The organism is Arthrobacter oryzae (assembly GCF_037911235.1).
GTDB lineage: Bacteria > Actinomycetota > Actinomycetes > Actinomycetales > Micrococcaceae > Arthrobacter > Arthrobacter oryzae_E.
The window spans coordinates 41,818-59,648 of sequence record NZ_JBBLYW010000063.1 but is presented as its reverse complement, the minus strand read 5'-3'; the positions used below and the strand labels follow the sequence as shown (position 1 = coordinate 59,648).

At 65.9% G+C, this 17,831-nt stretch carries 19 protein-coding genes and 1 pseudogene; 18 read left to right on the top strand and 2 right to left on the bottom strand.

Features of this window, described 5'->3' with window-relative positions; genetic code table 11:
• Positions 1 to 10 precede the first annotated feature (10 nt).
• On the top strand, positions 11 to 844 hold the full coding sequence (gene nth, locus WMN78_RS16690; protein WP_340534847.1) for an endonuclease III: 834 nt from the start codon (positions 11 to 13) through the stop codon (positions 842 to 844).
• Positions 841 to 1,518, top strand: a complete 678-nt coding sequence (locus tag WMN78_RS16685) for a CoA pyrophosphatase (RefSeq protein WP_340534846.1) — start codon at positions 841 to 843, stop codon at positions 1,516 to 1,518. Before nth ends, WMN78_RS16685 begins: the two co-directional genes overlap by 4 nt.
• A gap of 71 nt (positions 1,519 to 1,589) precedes the next feature.
• On the opposite strand, the gene WMN78_RS16680 is transcribed toward WMN78_RS16685, so the two are convergent.
• Together WMN78_RS16680 and WMN78_RS16675 are read right to left on the bottom strand one after the other, a co-directional pair.
• Positions 1,590 to 1,790, bottom strand: coding sequence for a YegP family protein (locus tag WMN78_RS16680; protein ID WP_340534845.1), 201 nt, complete (start codon positions 1,788 to 1,790; stop codon positions 1,590 to 1,592).
• Between the two features lie 158 nt (positions 1,791 to 1,948).
• Positions 1,949 to 3,652: a bifunctional 3'-5' exonuclease/DNA polymerase gene (locus WMN78_RS16675; protein WP_340534886.1), complete on the bottom strand. Its 1,704-nt coding sequence runs from the start codon at positions 3,650 to 3,652 to the stop codon at positions 1,949 to 1,951.
• A gap of 215 nt (positions 3,653 to 3,867) precedes the next feature.
• Between WMN78_RS16675 and ssd the strand changes: the two genes are divergently transcribed.
• The 16 genes and pseudogenes from ssd (at position 3,868) to WMN78_RS16595 (ending at position 17,734) form a co-directional block, all read left to right on the top strand.
• Positions 3,868 to 5,193 carry a septum site-determining protein Ssd gene (gene ssd / locus WMN78_RS16670; protein ID WP_340534844.1) on the top strand — a complete coding sequence of 442 codons (1,326 nt, stop codon included), beginning with the start codon at positions 3,868 to 3,870 and terminating at the stop codon, positions 5,191 to 5,193.
• Between the two features lie 14 nt (positions 5,194 to 5,207).
• A complete protein-coding gene (locus WMN78_RS16665) occupies positions 5,208 to 6,470 on the top strand; it encodes a TadA family conjugal transfer-associated ATPase (protein WP_425341166.1) in 1,263 nt (420 codons plus the stop codon).
• A gap of 245 nt (positions 6,471 to 6,715) precedes the next feature.
• Entirely contained in the window at positions 6,716 to 7,312 is a 597-nt protein-coding gene (locus tag WMN78_RS16660; protein ID WP_340534842.1) for a hypothetical protein, read from the top strand.
• Positions 7,309 to 7,926, top strand: a complete 618-nt coding sequence (locus tag WMN78_RS16655) for a type II secretion system F family protein (protein ID WP_340534841.1) — start codon at positions 7,309 to 7,311, stop codon at positions 7,924 to 7,926. Before WMN78_RS16660 ends, WMN78_RS16655 begins: the two co-directional genes overlap by 4 nt.
• Before the next feature lie 178 nt (positions 7,927 to 8,104).
• Positions 8,105 to 8,272, top strand: a complete 168-nt coding sequence (locus tag WMN78_RS16650; RefSeq protein WP_340534840.1) for a hypothetical protein — start codon at positions 8,105 to 8,107, stop codon at positions 8,270 to 8,272.
• 42 nt (positions 8,273 to 8,314) lie between these two features.
• The gene (locus tag WMN78_RS16645) at positions 8,315 to 9,772 is read left to right on the top strand and encodes a recombinase family protein (RefSeq protein ID WP_340534839.1); all 1,458 of its coding nucleotides are present in this window, start codon (positions 8,315 to 8,317) and stop codon (positions 9,770 to 9,772) included.
• Positions 9,773 to 9,849: 77 nt separating this feature from the next.
• The gene (locus tag WMN78_RS16640) at positions 9,850 to 10,098 is read left to right on the top strand and encodes a hypothetical protein (RefSeq protein WP_340534838.1); all 249 of its coding nucleotides are present in this window, start codon (positions 9,850 to 9,852) and stop codon (positions 10,096 to 10,098) included.
• A gap of 175 nt (positions 10,099 to 10,273) precedes the next feature.
• Positions 10,274 to 10,501 carry a hypothetical protein gene (locus tag WMN78_RS16635; protein WP_340534837.1) on the top strand — a complete coding sequence of 76 codons (228 nt, stop codon included), beginning with the start codon at positions 10,274 to 10,276 and terminating at the stop codon, positions 10,499 to 10,501.
• Positions 10,502 to 11,715: 1,214 nt separating this feature from the next.
• Positions 11,716 to 11,946 carry a hypothetical protein gene (locus WMN78_RS16630; protein WP_340534836.1) on the top strand — a complete coding sequence of 77 codons (231 nt, stop codon included), beginning with the start codon at positions 11,716 to 11,718 and terminating at the stop codon, positions 11,944 to 11,946.
• Between the two features lie 364 nt (positions 11,947 to 12,310).
• Positions 12,311 to 13,492: a phage major capsid protein gene (locus tag WMN78_RS16625; RefSeq protein ID WP_340534835.1), complete on the top strand. Its 1,182-nt coding sequence runs from the start codon at positions 12,311 to 12,313 to the stop codon at positions 13,490 to 13,492.
• A gap of 433 nt (positions 13,493 to 13,925) precedes the next feature.
• A complete protein-coding gene (locus WMN78_RS16620; RefSeq protein WP_340534834.1) occupies positions 13,926 to 14,240 on the top strand; it encodes a hypothetical protein in 315 nt (104 codons plus the stop codon).
• A 266-nt stretch (positions 14,241 to 14,506) separates the two neighbouring features.
• Positions 14,507 to 15,697 carry a DNA cytosine methyltransferase gene (locus WMN78_RS16615; protein WP_340534833.1) on the top strand — a complete coding sequence of 397 codons (1,191 nt, stop codon included), beginning with the start codon at positions 14,507 to 14,509 and terminating at the stop codon, positions 15,695 to 15,697.
• A gap of 5 nt (positions 15,698 to 15,702) precedes the next feature.
• Positions 15,703 to 16,638, top strand: coding sequence for a hypothetical protein (locus tag WMN78_RS16610; RefSeq protein ID WP_340534832.1), 936 nt, complete (start codon positions 15,703 to 15,705; stop codon positions 16,636 to 16,638).
• Positions 16,639 to 16,686: 48 nt separating this feature from the next.
• A pseudogene (locus tag WMN78_RS16605) lies at positions 16,687 to 16,818 on the top strand (DUF4244 domain-containing protein); the annotation flags it as partial.
• Entirely contained in the window at positions 16,815 to 17,327 is a 513-nt protein-coding gene (locus WMN78_RS16600; protein ID WP_340534831.1) for a TadE family type IV pilus minor pilin, read from the top strand. The pseudogene WMN78_RS16605 and the gene WMN78_RS16600, both read left to right, overlap by 4 nt.
• A complete protein-coding gene (locus tag WMN78_RS16595; protein ID WP_340534830.1) occupies positions 17,324 to 17,734 on the top strand; it encodes an Rv3654c family TadE-like protein in 411 nt (136 codons plus the stop codon). Before WMN78_RS16600 ends, WMN78_RS16595 begins: the two co-directional genes overlap by 4 nt.
• The last annotated feature ends 97 nt before the right edge of the window (positions 17,735 to 17,831 follow it).

The window sequence follows — 17,831 nt, the reverse complement described above, 5'->3', positions numbered from 1 at the left end:
CGGGTCCCTGATGGCCCCTGTTTCCGGCACTCCGAAGCCGGGCAGCATTACCCCGCGGACGTCCGGGGAATCACTGCTGGCGCTGAAGCGGCGCGCCCGCAGGATCAACCGGGCGCTCGCGGAGCTCTATCCGTACGCACATGCCGAGCTGGATTTCCACAGCCCTTTCGAGCTGCTGGTGGCCACGGTGCTCTCGGCCCAGACCACCGACGTGGTGGTCAACCAGATCACGCCGATGCTGTTCGCCCGTTATCCGGATGCCCGGAGCATGGCCGAGGCCGATCCCGCCGAGCTCGAAGTGATCCTCAAGCCCACCGGGTTCTTCCGCGCGAAGGCGAGGAACGTGATGGCGCTGTGCAACCGGCTGGTGGACGAGTACGACGGTGAAGTGCCGCCCCGGCTGCAGGACCTCGTGACGTTGCCCGGCGTGGGGCGCAAGACCGCCAACGTGGTGCTTGGCAACGCTTTCGGCATTCCCGGAATCACTGTAGACACGCACTTTGGCCGGCTCGCGCGCCGCTTCGGATGGACTGAGTCGGATGATCCCGTGCGGGTTGAAGCCGACGTGGCCGAGCTCTTTGAACCGCGGGACTGGACCATGCTGTCCCACCGGGTGGTGTTCCACGGGCGGCGTGTCTGCCACGCGCGCAAACCGGCCTGCGGGGCGTGCGCGGTGGCCACGTGGTGCCCCAGCTACGGCGCAGGGGAGACGGACCCCGAGAAGGCGGGCAAGCTGCTCAAATACGAGCTCGCCCCCGGACAGGAAGCCCTCCTGGCCCAACTCCTGGCGGAAACTCACCGGGCTGCCGAAATCCGCATGGAATCACAAAAGCGAGGGAAATGACCGCCCGCCAGGACCTCGTCGACCTCGTCGCAGCCATCAACGCCGGGACCGGCCCGGCGCGCAATCCGTACTGGCGAGAACTCTCCGTTGATGACGCCGTTGCCCGCAAGGCCGCCGTGCTGATGCTGTTCGGCGCCCTGGATAACGTGCCAGCCGCTTCGGGCAAGCCGTTGGCGCCGGCCGACCTCGACGTCCTGCTGCTCGAACGGGCCCACACCCTGGACGATCACCCGGGCCAGGTGGCGTTTCCCGGCGGCGGGATCGACCCCGGCGAGACGCCCGTTGAAGCGGCCCTGCGTGAAGCGGAAGAGGAAACAGGGTTGGACTCCGGCGGCGTCGAAGTTCTCGGCGCCATGCCTCAGCTGGCGTTGCCCCGCGGGAATTTCCTGGTGACGCCGGTGCTCGCCTGGTGGCACTCGCCCTCCCCGGTCCGTGTAGTGGACTATGGCGAGTCGGCGCAGGTTTTCCGGATCCCGGTCCGGGACCTGCTGGACCCGGACAACCGGGTGATGGCCTCCGTCAGCCGGGGCAGCCAGTCGTTCCTCAGCCCCGCCTTCGTGGTCAACAAGGTGGTGGTGTGGGGGTTTACCGGAATGATCCTCAATGAACTGTTCGATCACCTCGGCTGGTCCGTTCCGTGGGACCGGACCCGCTTGCACGCCATCGACGTATGACGTCGACGGGTGATTTGCCGCGGCTTCAGTCCGCCGGGCTCCCGGGGTGGTGAGGTTATCCGGATGCGATGCTATCCGGAGGCCAGTTCCCGGCGGGAACGGTTCACTACAAGTCCTGTTGCTGCGCTTTCGCGGACGGCATTAATGCCCCCGAGTACTCCCTTGAGTGTCTTGAACCGTGGCGAAACCGCCACTACGGTGCCGTCGTCGGCCTTGAGCCGGAAGTAGAAAGCCTCTTCTTCGGCGTTAACAATTTCAAATGTGCCAGCCACGTTGTGGTGCCTCCCCAATTCTGCATGCGTCATTGCATCGGCCGGTTTCTCTCGGTGCTGCACTGCCACTGCTGCGAACCGGCTAATTGAGCTTAACCGGACAGTGAGGGACTTCACAAAGCTACCGGCGGGTACGTTACGGACGGCGACTTTGTGCGCTATTTTGCCTTGTCGTAGGAGTCCACCACGACCACGCTCACCGGAAACTCCACCGGAATCCGGCCGAACAGCAGTTCCTTTGCAGCCGCGGCTGCCTCCTCGATGGCTCCGATGCAGACGTCCACCGCATCGTCAGGGCAGTGAACCATCACCTCGTCATGCAGGAAGAACACCAGTTCGCCGGCCGGCTGGCCCGCCGATCGCATGGCGCGGAGCCGCCGTCGTAGTTCCGCCAGCCAGCAGGCAGCCCAGTCAGCCGCGGACCCCTGGACAACGAAGTTGCGGGTGAACCGGCCGCGGGAGCGGGCAACCGCGTCCGCCCGCCGCTGTTCCTCAGCGGTGGTGGACTGCTGGCTTTGCAGCCAGCGGTCCGACGGCGGCGGGCTGCTGCGCCCCAGCCGTGAGGTGACCGTTCCGCCCGTTTCGCCGTCACGGGCTGCCTGTTCCACGAAACCGACAGCGCGCGGATACGTGCGGCTCAGCTGCGGCATCAGGCGACCGGACTCGCCCGTCGTGGCACCGTAAATGGCTCCGAGCAGGGCCACCTTCGCTTTAGCGCGGTCGCCGCCGAAACCCTGCGCAGCGATGCCCGCGTAGAGGTCCTTATCCCGGGCTGCTTCGGCCATTTTGGAGTCCTGGGCGAGGGCCACCAGCACCCGAGGTTCCAGCTGCGAGGCGTCAGCAACAATGAGTTTGTGGCCGGGATCGGCGTGCACGGCGCCGCGGATCTGGCGCGGAATCTGCAGGGCACCGCCGCCACGTGATGCCCACCGCCCGGAGACGACGCCTCCCACCACGTACTCGGGCTGGAAGCGGCCATTGTTCACCCAGGCGTCCAGCCAGGCCCAGCCGTTGGCCGCATGCAGGCGTGCCAGCTTCTTGTAGGCCAGGAGCGGTTCGATGGCCGGATGGCCGGATTCCTTCAGCTCCCATTGCCGGGTGGTTTTCACTTCGATGCCGTTCCGGTGCAATGCCCGCATGAGTTCCTGGGGCGAATCCGGGTTCAGTCCCGGTGAGTTCAGGAGCCGGCGAAGCTCCGTGTTCAGCGCCTCAAGCTTGGCGGGCCGGTGGCCCAGCGGCGGGCGTGGGCCCAGGTAGTCCGCCAGGATCTGTTCGTGCAGTTCTTCCCGCCAAGGCACACCGGTGTGCTGCATTTCCGCGGCGATCATGGCTCCGGCGGATTCCGCGGCGAGGAGCAGCTGGAGGCGCTGCCTGCGGTTCGCATCCGTGCCCGCCTGGCTCAGCGCTTCCTGCTGGGCGGCGTATTCGGTGCGCAGCTCTTCCAGCGAGTGCCTGGGCGCACGGTTCAATCCGGTGTCCTCGAACAGGGCCCCCTGGTGAGCCGGCTGGGGCGGCGGCTGCAGGCTGCGGGGCGGCTGCGAATCGTCATCCTGGGTGAGTTTGTCCGCGTTGCGGGCGTAGGCAGTGTGGGCGGTGAACTCGGAATGGGCCAGGATGGCGCCGCAGAGCGTGAGGTCGTAGCAGCGCTCCAGCTCAACCCCCTGGGTCAGCAATGCCGGGTACCAGTCCTGCGTCCGGTGCCAGATCCAGCGCGGGCGGCGCTTTTCGAGTTCACGTACGACGCCGGCCAGCTCACCGGAGCTGATGAGGCGCGGTTCGGGGCTGGCCGGGGCAGGAGTGCCGTCCGCTGCGAGTTCCTGAAGGGCTGCGCCGTCGGCATGGGCGGACAGCAGCAGATACATAGTCTTCATTCTGCCTTGTTGGGCGCGGTGTTTTGTGCCGCCGGCGGGGCCGTTGCCCGGACCGATGCCGGGAGCCTGCTTTCGGGTGTGGGTTGCGCAGGATTTGCGCGGATTTCCCGTTTCACTAATCCTCCACACGCGTTTGGTTCGGGGGGTTGTCCACATGGCGTGCCGGGGATCTGCCAGCGGGTCCGGCCGCCCGGCACAGTGGCAGGATGAGCAGGCAGCATCTTCAGGGACCCCCGCCGGACCGAACGCCGAACCCAACGCCGGAACGCACGCCGGTATCCACCGGCTCCGGCTCCGGCCCCGTCGCGGCTTCAGCGTCGGCTCCGGGAGCGGCCGATCCAGCCTCCGGAGGATCAGCGGGGCCGCCGGAGCAGGGGCGGGCGCAGCGCCGCTCATCGCGGGCAGCACCGGCCCGGGCCGCAACCCGCAGTGCTACGGCCGCTGGCAGCGCGCCGGCGGGAGGGCGGGCTCCCGGGGCGTGGCTTCCGGCCGAGTCCGCGGAAACGCTGCTGGTGACAGGCTTCGATTTCCTGCGCGGCGAGGTTGAGCGGATCGTCGCCGCTGCCGGCGGCCAGCTTCGCGTGGCGGCGGATGCCACCGAAGCGGCTCCTTTCTGGGACACCGCGGCCGTGGTCCTCGTGGGAAGCGATATCCGCGAGCTGCCTCCGCGCCGCCGGGCACCTGCCGTCCTCGTGGGCCTGGGCGGCGAGGGCGACAGTCTGTGGCACCTTGCCGCAGCCTTGGGGGCGGAACGCGTTGCGGTTCTTCCGGATGCTGCCGCGTGGCTGGCTGAATACCTGAGCCGGTCGCGGTCGCCGGAAGCCGGCGGGCTCGTGCTCGGTGTGACCGGCGGGTGCGGGGGAGCCGGCGCAACCACCGCTGCGATCTGGATCGCCCAGGCGGCAGCGGAGTGGGGAGCACGGGTTCTGCTGATCGACGGTGACCCCTGGGGCGGCGGACTGGAGCTCGCCCTGGCTGCCGAAGAATCACCGGGCCTGCGGTGGACCGACCTTTCGGAGGCGAGCGGGAGCATCGATCCCGAACAATTGTCGGACGCGCTGCCGGTCGCGGGAGGGTTCTCCTTCCTGTCCTGGCCGGGCAGCCGGGAACGCCAGCCCGGTGTGGAAGCCGCCACTGTCGGTGGGGTTCTTGATGCCGCACGGCGGGGCTACGAACTGGTGCTGGTGGATATCGGTCGGGGAACGGAACCGCTGCGGACATTCGCCTGGGACTGTGACCGCATCCTGGTGGTGGCGCCCGCGCAGCTGAAAGCGGCCGTTTCCTCGGCCAGGCTGCTGCAGGAACTTCCGCCGGTGGACACGGCCCTGGTCATCAGGGGCAAGGCGGGGGCCATCCTCGACGGGCCATTGATCGCGGAATCCGTCGGGCTGCCGCTGCAAGGACTCGTCCCTGAGGTGAAGGGCACTGCCAACGCCACAGAGCTCGGCCGCCTGCTGGAAATGGGCCGCCGGCGCACTGTGCGCCGGTTTGCGGCCTCGATTCTGGACCTGCTGGGCGGTGATCTTCCGTGAGCACTCCCTCGCAGGTGCCGGGGCCGTTACGGTTCCCTGGTCCGTCCGGAGGCCAGAGGCGGCGGCAAAGCCGTGCCCTGGACGCCGGGCTGCTTGAATCCGTCAGGGAATCAGTGATGGCCGATTCCGGCCCGGTCACGCCGTCCCGGGTGGCCGCGGCGGTGCAGGCCACGGGCAGGCTGCTGGGGACTGCAGGGTCGCTGGCGGCCGTCGAACAAATCAGTGCCGAACTCAACGGGCTCGGACCGCTGCAGGCGCTGACCAGGGACCCGGCCGTGACAGACATCTTCGTCAACGCCCCGGATTCCGTCTGGCTGGACCGCGGAAACGGCCTGGAGCAGGCGCCGGTGTCGTTTTCCTCTGAAGGTGAGGTCCGTGCCCTGGCTTCCCGGCTCGTCGCAGCAGGCGGGCGGCGCCTCGACGACGGTTCCCCGTGCGTCGACGTCCGGCTGGAGGCCGGATACCGCATCCACGCTGTGCTGCCGCCCATTTCGACGGCGGGGACGCTTCTGAGCGTTCGAATCCGCCGCCACGAGGTCTTCACGCTGGACGAACTCCGGGAAGGCGGCATGTTCGGAGCCATGGTGCAGGACGTGCTGGAACGCATGCTTAGCCGGCGCCTGAGTTTCCTCATCAGCGGTGCCACCGGATCAGGAAAGACCACGCTCCTCTCCACTCTCCTGGGGCTGAGCCATCCCGGCGAACGGCTCGTTCTGATCGAGGATGCTTCCGAGCTGAACCCCGTCCATCCACACGTCGTGTCGCTGGAATCGAGGCACGGAAACCTCGAAGGCGGCGGTGCGGTGGACCTTGCCGAACTGGTCCGGCAGGCCCTCCGGATGAGGCCCGACCGCCTGGTGGTTGGTGAATGCCGCGGAGCCGAGGTCCGCGAACTGCTGACGGCCATGAACACCGGGCACACCGGAGGCGGCGGGACCATCCACGCCAACACAGCCGCCGCCGTCCCTGCCCGCCTCACGGCGCTGGGTGCCCTCGCCGGCATGGGCCAGGACGCAATGCGGCTGCAGGTGGCCAGCGCCCTGGACGTCGTGGTGCATGTTGAGCGTTCACATGGCGTACGCCACGTGGCGTGCATTGGTGTCGTTGAGGACAGCGCCTATGGGTTGGAGGTCTCGGTGGCTGTGGCCGTGCGCGCGGGTAACGTCAGCCTGGGACCTTCGTGGCCAAGGCTGGCCCGGAGGCTTGGAATCGATGATTTCGAAACAGCCGACCGCTATGCGATGCCGCCGGGACCAGTGACCGGGGCCGGCGCATGATGGTTCTGCTCGTCACAGCCCTGGCACTCTCCGCATGGCTCCTGGCAAGGCCCCCTGGCGGCCGTTCAGGAAGGATCCGCAGGGCGCTGAACGCCGGGCATCCGGGGTCGAGGGGCGGCGGCGGCCGAGGCGCCGGCAGGCAAGGCTCCGGCGGCGGCACGGGGCGGGGCGGCTGGGGCGGTACGCCCAGGGACCCGCGCACCCGCTGGCCCGGAAAGTCCCGCCAACGCTCGGACTGTGTGTCCATGACAGTCGTTGTCCAGCAGCTGGCCGCACTCCTCAAAGGCGGCCGGACACCGTCGCGGCTGTGGGATGAACTCTGGATGGTCTATGCCGTGGAGGAGCGGACCGGGGCCGGACCCGACGACGGGCCCGGACTCACGCCCGCGTCATTGTCCATGTTGTCGGTGGCCCGGGGAGCCGCGATGCGGGGTGCTCCGGTCGCGGACGCCATCAGGGCGGCGTCCGCGACGGCCTTCCACGGGAGTCATAGCCGCGAACGGCAAACCTGGGGCGAGCTTGCAGCCTGTTTTGACATTGCGGCGGCGAGCGGATGCCCGCTGGCTGACGTCCTGACCCGTCTGGCCGCGCAGCTTGAAGTCGAGGATGACGCTGAAGCCGCCCGCCAGACCGCCTTGGCAGGACCGAAGGCCACTGTTACCCTCCTGACCTGGCTGCCGCTGCTGGGTCTTGGGCTCGGGGCCGCCCTCGGAGTGGATCCGCTGTCAATCCTGCTCGGCACACCGTTGGGGATGGCTGCGCTCGCAGCCGGCGTGGTGCTGACAGCCGCAGGCCGGATCTGGTCTGCCAGGCTCGTCCGCTCCGCCATTGGAACGCCATGACGGCGGAATGGCTGCCGTCCGGGGGCCTGGCACTGGTGTTGGCCATGGCCGCGGCGCTTGCGTTATCCGGGCGCGGCAGCGCGCACAGGCGGCTCCTCCGGCAGCGGGGCCTGCACCTGGAGGGCGGAAGGAACGGCGACGGCGGAACTACGGCCGGCCCGCCAGAGCTGTCCGGTGAAGGCCTCCGCGACACGGCAATGATGCTGGAGCTGATCGGGGCCATGCTGGATGCCGGATCGGGGATCGGGCGTGCCTTGGAGCTGATTGCAGACTCGGCGTCACCGGATTATCGCCGGTCACTGAGGCCCGTCGTGTCGGCGCTCGCTATCGGTGCCGACTGGGAAACAGCCTGGCGCAGTTCCGAGGCCCGGACTCCTGAGCTGTTGGTCCCGCGGCAGGCCCTCGGCTTCGCCGCCCTGACCGGGGCGCCGTCGTCGGCCATTCTTTACGCGCAGGCAGCAAGGCTGCGGCGCGAACGTTTCAGGGCGGCGGAAAAGCGTGCGGCTGCCCTCGGCGTCCGGCTGGTGGTCCCGCTTGGACTCTGTTCGCTCCCCGCTTTCATCTGCCTCGGCGTGGTGCCGGTATTGCTCGCGATGCTTCCGTCCGGAGGCTGACCCGGGGCCCTGAATATAGGCGACACGAATAGGCCGTCACGGTGTCCAAGTGTTCCTCCACAACCGCCACGCTCCGGGCTTTTCCACTTAGCCGAGCTTCTCCCTTTTCTCCCTTCAGGCTAGCCGGGAGAGTCGAAACAGCCGGCAAATCAGCCGGAAAACAAGGAAAGGAACCGCCATGTCAACCACTTCCAACCACCGTTCGTACGCCCACCCGGAGCCCTCCGGTCGTCCAGATGCGGACGTCCTGGAGATCTACCCCGGTGCCAGGGACGCGGCGCCCGTGGCGGCCCCGGCGCGCAGGCGGCTGATGGGATCAGAGGTGGGAATGGCCACCGCGGAATAGACGGATCTAGCGTCAAGTTACCGGCTGCCCTAGACTCAAAACATGAACATCGCAAAGGGCAAGCGGGCCGCCATTTACACGCGGATCAGCCGGGACATTCAAGGTGAGGGCCTTGGCGTGCGTCGGCAGCTCGAGGATTGTCGCCGCCTCGCTGAGCGTCTAGGCGTGTCGGTCCTTGCCGAGTATTCGGACAACGACATTAGCGCCTTCTCCGGGCGGCAACGTCCGGAATACGGCAAGCTGTTGGCTGACCTCGAGGCGGGCCGTATCGACGTCGTGCTTTGCTGGAACATTGACCGTCTGCTGCGCCAAACCAAAGAGCTCGAGCGGTACATGGAGCTGTGCGTGCCGGGAAATGTTGCAACCCATGAAGTGACGGCGGGGCGTGTGGACCTCACGACGCCGTCCGGGCGGGCCACCGCGAAGACGCGGGGCGCGTGGGCTCAATTTGAGTCGGAACACAAGGCGGAAAGAATCCGGCGGCAAAAGGCGCAAGCGGCGCAGGCCGGCAAATACTTAGGCGGACGCGTTCCATGGGGCTGGAAGAAGGCTGACGCCATCCTGGATGAAAAAGGCCGGGAGCATGGGGGCCGAATTGTTCTGGACGCCGCAGCGGCGGCTCACATTCGTGGCGGCATCGAATCAATTATCGCGGGCCGGTCCCTGGTCAGTGTGACGCGAGATTGGGCCGCCGCCGGTGCGGTCAGCCTTTCCGGGCGGCGGATGAACACGACCCAAGTTCGGCGCGTGCTGCTGAGGCCACGCAATGCGGGGCTTATGACCTTCCATGGTGAGGTTGTTTCGGACCAGTGGCCGCCTATTGTGCCGCTGGCGACCTTCCGGAAGTGCGAGGCCATTTTGACGGATGAGAGCAGGCCACGGCAGTCGGAGGCGAAATTCAAGTATCTGCTTTCCGGCGTAGTGCGGTGCTACTGCGGGCGCTACATGACCGGCTTCGGCGCGGAGGGCCACCGCCGGTCCTATCGTTGCCGCGTGCATGAGGAGGGCGGCAAGTACGTACCGGGTCACGCAAACCGGGCCATGGGCCCGCTGGACGCTTACGTGCGGGGTGTTGCCGCCGAGTGGCTTAGCCGGGCTGATGTGAAGGCAGCGCTGTTGGCGCAGTTCCAGCGGATCGAGGAGCAATTCGAACCAGTCGAGCGACAGGACGTCACGGACCTGGTCAACCGCAAATATTCTTTGGTGCGGCTGTACGCGAAGGGTGCTATTTCGGAGAGCCAATTGGTGGAGGGCAGTAAGGAAATAGAGGCGGCGCTAGGGAACTTGGAAAGCGTGGCGGCAGCCAACGGCGGGAGCCGGGCGGTGTCCGGGATACTGCTGGCCGATCATCCTGGCGGGGAATTCCTGCGGTCTGACACGGAGATCCAGCGTGAAGTCCTGCGGGCTGTCTTTGACATTGAACTCAAACCTTCCGGACCATACCGCGGCGTTTTTGACGCCTCAACGCTGCGGATGGAACCGAAGGGGACGGGGGCGTGAGCAGACGAAAGCCCAGGCTTCGGGGCCAAGTCATACTGATGTACTGCAGCGATCGCCAGTCACATGACCGGAGAGTCTTGGCTGAAGTGCATTATTTGCCAGCACTGGAAGGCCAGGACTTGTTCAGCCTGGAAATGGAGTTGCGTCAGGGCAGCACAAAAAACTACTACAAATGGGACAGCCGGGAAGGCGGCCCGAAAGGCGCGTATGCCCTGCGCTGCCCCTCCTGCCGACGGGATGTACGTCTGAATCTGGAGCGGCTTCGGGCAATAACCATAGGCGCGGTGGCTGCCGGTCTCGACGCCCTGGACGTGTCGAACTTCTAATCTCCCGGCGTGTCGAACCTTTAGCCGTTCAAATTTTGTGGGGTATCGTCTATTTCTAGTAGCCGTAGCGGAGTAATCCGTGCAAGGCCGCGCCGGGTGTAGGGGCGCGCAAGGTTTCTCTCCAGGCAATCGGCCTCCGTCGGGCCGCAGATTTTCTATGCCTGCGGAGATGTAAATGGCTACAAATTCCAATTCCTGGACCCACGAACGCGCCAAAATCGCGTCACTGTCCAAGACCCGTCCCGACGACGACCCCGACCTCCTGGCCCACCGGCAGCGGCTCAAGGGGATGCGGCTGGAGGACCACGTACGCGCTGCCGTGGAATCATTCCCGCCCATCACTGATGAACAGGCGGAACGAGTCGCCGCGCTGCTGTGGCCAACCGGCGGTGTCGGGAAATGAGCGCAAAGGGAAGGAGCCGCCTCGCTGCGAACGATAACGGCTCCCGGGACTTCAAGTGTTATGCCCATGTTACCGGCGGTCAGTCGTGAAGGGGCTAAACGACAGGCCCATTTCTGCCGATGACTGGTTGGCTTGGGCGCTTGCTGTGCCCTTGCCGGAGCCGCCCCGGTCTATTGGACGGCATGCAGTTCGGCTCGCCTTGGTGGCCTTGGTATCGCATGCCGGCCACGACTGCCTGTCCTGGCCCGCTACACAAACCTTGGCGGATGAAATCCACGGCCTCACCCGGCGGGACGTCAGGAACGCTCTGGAGGTCCTCGAGGCGGGAGCAGTGATCGCCCGTGCCGGTAGGAAGGGACGCGCAATATGTTGGCGTCTGGGCCCGTTCGCCCCTGTGGACAACTCTCCCGATATGGCGGGGTATCCCGCCAGTTTCACCACCCAACAGTCGGCGGGCATAGCGGCGGGCGAACTGGCGGGGCAGGTGGCGGGATACCCCGCCCCTAACGGAAGGGAACAGAAAAAGACCCCCCCTCCCCCCAACGCCGAACCCAGTACAGAAAGCTGGTCAGAACTGGCAAGGGGCCTTCGCCTGCGTCATTCCGATATGGGCCACGAGGAGGCCCTCGAGGTGGCCAGGAGGGCCGCTTTAGACCCGGAAACCAAGTCAGCGGCTGCCCGGCTCACACAACCAGGGTATGTCGTGAAGCTCCGCGCGGACCTAAAAACGATTCGGGATGCGGAGCGGCGGCGCGCACTGGCAACCGCCCCCAAATGTGAGGATCATCCGGATTTTCCCGCCTCAAGCTGCCGGGAGTGCCACGGCGACGTGAAGGCAGGCTGTAGGGACCCGCGGTTCTTCGGAAAACACCAGCCCGAATGCTCGGTCCCGATGTGTTGGGCCCCGATCATCGGCCAACGGGAGGGGGCGACGGTCTGCGGGGAACATTCCCCGACTGGCGGCAGGAGGCAAGCATGAACAACGCCGACCCCGATCGCCGTCAGGACCTTGGGTTGCCCTGGCTGCCTTCCGACCCGGACCCACCACCACACAACTGCCGGAACGGCTGGCTGCCCGATCAGGACGGCTGCGCTGTCCCCTGTCGGCGGTGTAAGCCCCACCTTCGCCGCGAAAGGCTCCCGGACGGGCGGACAGCCTGGCGGGCAACACGAAATACCGACCAAGCACCACCCAACAAATGAAAGGCAACATCATGAGCAAGCACACCATCGAACAGACCGCCCGCCTTGAAGCCACCGCCGTAACCCGGCTCCTCACACAGAACCGCCGGGCCGAAGCGCAAGTCATGCTCAACGAATCGGAGAACCCCATCGAACTTGCCCACGCCGCGTGCGGCATGGCGGCGGCGTTGGTGGTCACCCTCGCGCCCGGTAAAGCGGAGATGATCCTGGACAACTACACACGGGCCGCGCTAGCGGAGTAAGTCCCGCCGGTATTTAGCACTATTGAGTTAATATGGACCAAGCGTAAGAGCCGGGCGCGGACGGTCAACGGACGAGGAACCTTAGCGGGTCAAGTCCGGAGGAACCCGAAGCGCCCGGCCCCCTCCCGCCAGGGACACGGCCAGCGGTCACACCGGGAATTCTCCGGGTCAACCCGTCCGCCTATCAGGTCCCGCCGTGGAATGAGTGCCCACCAGCGGTATGGGCCCGGCCACCGACCGAGGGCGCGGAGCGCGTCAAGTTCGGTGGAACCGGTCCTGAATCCGTCCGTAGGAGCCCGCCCGGAATTCCTATTCATTTTCGTGCGCCACGATAGGCGCATTCCTGCCCAAGGAGGGCACTCAGATGGAAAGCACATCCCGCGTTGAGACGCACAAGGAAGCGGCATCGGCAGCGGCAAAACGCGCCCGCGAAATCGCGGAAAAGGCCGAATCCGAAAACCGGTCACTGACCGCCGCCGAGGAAGCGGACTACCGGAAAGCCATGGGCGAAGCCCGCCACAACCTGGACCAGCTCAAGACGGCGCGGCGTGACCCGTTCATGACGGACCTCAAGGCGCTGGCGGACGAGCTGGCGGGACGGACCCCGGCGGGCCGCGGAGGCCGTAAGGGCACACACAGCCCGTGGGCGAAGGCGACGGCGGAACGCATGAGCCGGGCCATGACCGCGGAAGTAGACGGGCAGAAAGCCCTGGTGTCCGGAAGCATCGGCGTGCCGGTGCCCTTGGAAACGGACGTGGTGGCCCTGTCCTCCACTCCGCGGTCCCTGCTGGAGCTGGTCCCTGTCAGGATGCTGACCGGCGGCTTTGGCACCGGGAACAGCTTCAGTTTCCTGCGGCAGACGGTGAGGACGAACAACGCCGCCCCGGTCGCGGACGGGGCGCTCAAGCCGTCATCCGTGTTCACCCTGGCCGAGATTGAGGACCGCGTCCGGGTCATTGCCCACCTGTCCGACCCGGTCCCGGAACGGTACTTTGCGGACCACGCCGCGCTGGAGGATTTCCTACAGGCCGAGATGGAGGCGGGCATCCTGGACGCCCTACAGGACCAGGTGGTCAACGGCGACGGGGAGGGCGAAAACCTGACCGGCATCCTTGCCACGACCGGCGTTATCTCCCAGGTGTTCGCCACGGACCGGCTGACGTCCATCCGTAAGGGCCTCACCCAGCTCCAAGCCACCGGGGTCACACCCAATGCCCTGGTTCTGAATCCGGCGGACCTTGAGGCCTTGGACCTACTCCGGGCTGACGGCGCAACCGGTGCGTTCCTGCTGGGCGACCCGGCGGCGGAAAGCGCCACGAACATTTGGTCCGTTCCCCGCATACCGTCCAACGCCGTCGCCGCCGGTACAGCGCTGCTGGCGGACTGGAACCAGGCCGAAATCGTGGTCCGGGAGGATGCCACGCTGGCCCTTGATCGGTCGGGCGTGAACTTCACGAAGAACCTGGTTACCCTCCGGGTGGAGGGTAGGTTCGGGCTGGCTATCAAGCGGCCTGCGTCGTTCGCCGTGATTGATTTGGCGGCCTAGCTCCTCCATCGTGTCGGCGTCAACGTCACCCGCTGCGGCCCTCAAGGCCCTTTCCCTCCACGCAACGGGAACGATGGAAGGCCAGCCCCTAGGCATATGGGGCGCGTACCCTTCCAGCGCCAACGACCGGCCCGGCAACTCCAGTTATCGGAGTGGCCGGGCCGCCGTCGTCCACTACGCCGGCGGGGACAGCGGGAGCTGCCACAAGGCGCTGTGACGACCTCAAACCTGGCGGACGGCCCAAGCGGCAAGACAAGGGCACAAACACAAGCCAGAGGGGCAACCAACAAGGCGGGCGGCATACCAGGGGGCAGGGGCGTCTCAAGGGCTACAGCTTGGGCGTCAGGGCCCCTTTGCCGGTAGTGGTCCAAATTTCCCCAAGGGTGTTTTTGCCCGCGGCGGCGTGGCTCAAACGAAAAGGAGTCTATAAATCATGGACGTGCAACGGGAAGCGTTGGAGCGGACGATTGCGGCGGGAGCCGACGTTTTGACGGACAAGCACGCGGCGTTACTGGCGTTGTGCCGGGAACTGGCCGGGCAGATGGACGACGCCACAACTGACGGCGGGCCGTCAACCCGGTTGATAGCGGCCTATCTTTCGGCCCTAAAGGATTTGGGGCGGGCGCTAGCTGTTCCGGTGGAGAAGGAGAGGGTTGGCGGCAAGTTGTCACAGCTTCGTGGTATCCAAGGCGGCGCGGCTACTACGCCGCGCCGTCCCAGGACGACGCGGAAGGCGGCGGGCGCATGACGGGCGACCAGGATCAGGACACCGGCGCGGCTTGCGGGTGCGGGTGCTGCGCGGCGGTACTCGCGGAACTGGCAGAGGTCCGGCACGACTTGGGGCAGCTTATGGGGCTGGTGATTATCGGCAGTATCGGCGCGGACTGAAGGGGCAAATGTTTGATGAGTGCCTCACACTCGCGGCACGCCGCGCCGAAAAGGTCTGTGGGAATCGTTAGAGTAGGTCGCATGCCTCGTACCCTCTCTGCCCACCGTGCCACTGAGCAGCTTAAAATGATCGACCTCTTTGCAGGAGCCGGCGGCCTTTCGGAAGGGCTTAGGGAAGCCGGGTTCAAGAGCCTTTATGCCAACGAACTCGTGCCCACATACGCGCAGACCTTCCAGGCAAACCACCCGGACGCGCTGGTGGACAGCAGCGATATCAGGAGCGTTGACGCTGCAGAGATTCGCGAGCGGCTGAAGGTAAAGAGGGGTGAGCTTGCTCTCATCGCTGGTGGTCCGCCGTGCCAGGGCTTCAGCATCAACGCGCCGAAGCGTAGCTCGGAGGACCGCCGAAACCACTTGTTTCGGGAATACCTGCGGTTTGTGGAGGAATTCCAGCCGCGAGCGGTGCTGATCGAGAACGTGCCCGGCCTCGTCTCTTTCGAGGGTGGGGCGACTCTTGAGGCAATCCTCGGCAGCCTACGGGCGCTTGGTTACTCCGCGGATGTGCAGATCCTCTACGCGCCGCTTTTTGGGGTTCCGCAAACGCGTTGGCGGACCATTGTTTTGGGCCTTCGGGACGGCGGTAATCCGTTGGAGGCTTTCCCTGAGCCCATTCATTCGGCCCCGATGCGAGTCAACTTCACGTCAAAGTTCGCCGGGCGAAACATCGTCGCCATGCCCCGTTCGCTAGAGCTGCCCTCGCACACGACGGTCCATGACGCCTTAGGCGATTTGCCGGTCCTGCGGAACGGTGAGGAGGGCGCGGAGACGAAGCAGTATCGCACTGTGCCTCAGAACGACTATCAGCGCGTTCTGCGTGCCGGTTCCGAAGGCGTCACGAACCATGAGGCCGCCCGACTCGGAAAGATTAACTTGGAAAGGCTGAGGCATATCCCACCAGGCGGAAACTGGACGGATATTCCTTTTGAACTTCTCCCATCGGGGATGAAGCAAGCCCGCCGATCAGATCACACGAAGCGGTATGGTCGCGTTCACCCTGACGGTCTGGCGTCCACAATTTTGACCAAGTGCGATCCCCACTGGGGCGCGTACTTCCACTATGACCAAGACCGGGCATTCACAGTTCGGGAGGCGGCGCGGATTCAGTCGTTCCCGGACACCTACGTGTTTACCGGCTCCCGGGTAGATCAATACGAGCAGGTAGGAAACGCGGTTCCGCCGCTCCTTGCTGCGGCTGTCGGGCGGTCCGTCTCGCAGGCACTCGGCGTCGCTGTCACTGAACTGACACGAGCGGTCTAGGGGGTATGTCTCACCTATTCGAATTCTTCGGTTACCCGGCTACCGACCATTCTCCCGAAGCCATAAGGTCTGCTGAAACGAAGGATTGCCCGTTCCAGACCGTCGGTTGCACCAAGAAGCTTGAGGGTACGCCAACCGGGGCGTGTAGCCTCAAGCAACCATCGTTTGCGCAGCCCGTAATCATCTGTCCAACTCGCCTTTACGCAGACAACCACCAGGTGCTGCAAGACGTGGCGGACAAGGCCTTTTCGCCCGGGCTACCCCTAATTCATGGCAGACAGGCCGTCGCTGAAGCTCGCACGCGAGGCGAAAAAGTGGTCGCTGTCTTTGGCAAGGGTTCCGGGGGTGAGATGCGGCTCCCTCAGCGGACGGGAGGGACGGGTTCCTATTGGGTGGACTGGATTCTGGCGCTGCTGAATCCTGACGGCTCCCTGGATGAGTTCGTGGCTGTGGAGGTCCAGACGGCGGACACAACAGGCAATTATCTGCCCAGCCGCCAGGCGATGCTGCTGCCCGGTCGTCCGATTGTCCAGAGCACCGCCGGCGTGAACTGGGAAAACGTCTGTAAGCGAATCATCACGCAGCTGGTCTACAAAGGTCAGCTTCTACAGCGTGAGGAGAGCTGCAAAAAGGGCCTGTTTTTCATCTGCCCCGCTCCTGTTTATGACCGTGTGATGAAACGGCTTGGAGGCAGGGAGGGCCTAACTTCCGTACATCTCCAGTCACACGCCATAACGTTCATGGCATATGAATACGTGTCGGCGGAACAGCGGCAGGACGGGACGCCTATCCCGCTGGCCTTGGATGTCCAACACACAACGTCCGTGGCGAAGCTTCAAGAGCGGTTCGGCAACGTCGAACTGCCGGAACCGAATGTGTACCGGGACGCGATCCAGGCAGCCCTTTCCGGCGTTCCGAATCCGAACCGCGCCGGTCGGTAAACAGCCGCCCATTGCCAATGCCCGTCCTCGCTCCGCCTGTAACTTGATGCAACATCCGTCTACGCCATCGCCACCCTTGCCGCCGTGGGTTTTGCCGGGATACTGGTGTTCATCCTGCGCAGTGATGAAGTCAGGGGATTCCTGTTGACCCTGATCCGGACGGCGCTGGCGTTGCCATGACGCCGGGCGTGCGCCGCCGGGCGCCGGGGATGGACGGGGTCCGCGGTTCGGGGAAGGACCGCGGATCCGTCACCGCCGAATTCGCGGTGGCCCTGCCGGCGGTTCTTCTGCTCCTGGCCCTTCTGCTCGCGGGCTCAGCGGCGGGGATTACCCAGCTCCGGCTTGAGGAAGCGGCACGGGCCGGGGCGAGGGCGCTGGCGCGCGGTGAGGATGCCGGAGCTGTGGAGGGGATAGTTCGGCAGCTTGCCGGCGCGTCGGCGTCATCGTCGATCGTGGCCGAGGGCGAATGGCTCAGCGTCACGGTTTCAGGCAGGGTCTCAGGTCCTGGCGGGTCGATAGTGCCGTGGACGTTGTCCGCCCGGGCATTGGCACGGGGAGAAACCGCCCGGGAGGCAAGCCTCCATCCGGCAGAGAGCCGGCCCGTGGCGGCCTTGCCCGTATTTGGATTGCCCGTGCCGGTATCACCCGTTCCGAGGCAGGAACACCGTCCGGAAGCTGCGGCCTCATGAACGGCCGCGGGAGTCCGCACCCGGGAATCCCCAAGAAGGGTCAGCTGGGACATGACGGTCGTCGGCGTGCTTGTGAGCGTGGATCCGGAACAGTCCTGGCCGCCGGACTCGGAATGGTGGTGATGGTGGCCATGGCGCTCATGTTGCTGCTGGCCCAGTCCGCCGTGATGGCGTCCAGGGCTGCGGCGGCCGCCGATCTCGCCGCGCTCGCGGCCGCAGACGCACTGCGGGGGATCAGCCAGGGTGTGCCGTGCTCCGTCGCGGCGGACGTGGCGGGCCGGCAAGGGGCGAGAATAACAAGTTGCACGGAAGGGGGAAGCGACACCGTCGAGGTCAGGACTGAACTCCTGCACCGAAGTATGTTCGGCGCCGCCACCGGCCACGCCAGGGCCGGACCGCCGCCGTGAGAGCGCGCCCGCCTTGAGCCGCGACCGCTATGAGACCGCGCCCGCGATGAGACCGCGCGACCTGCCTGAGCCGCGACGCCTTGCCGATGGGTTCGCG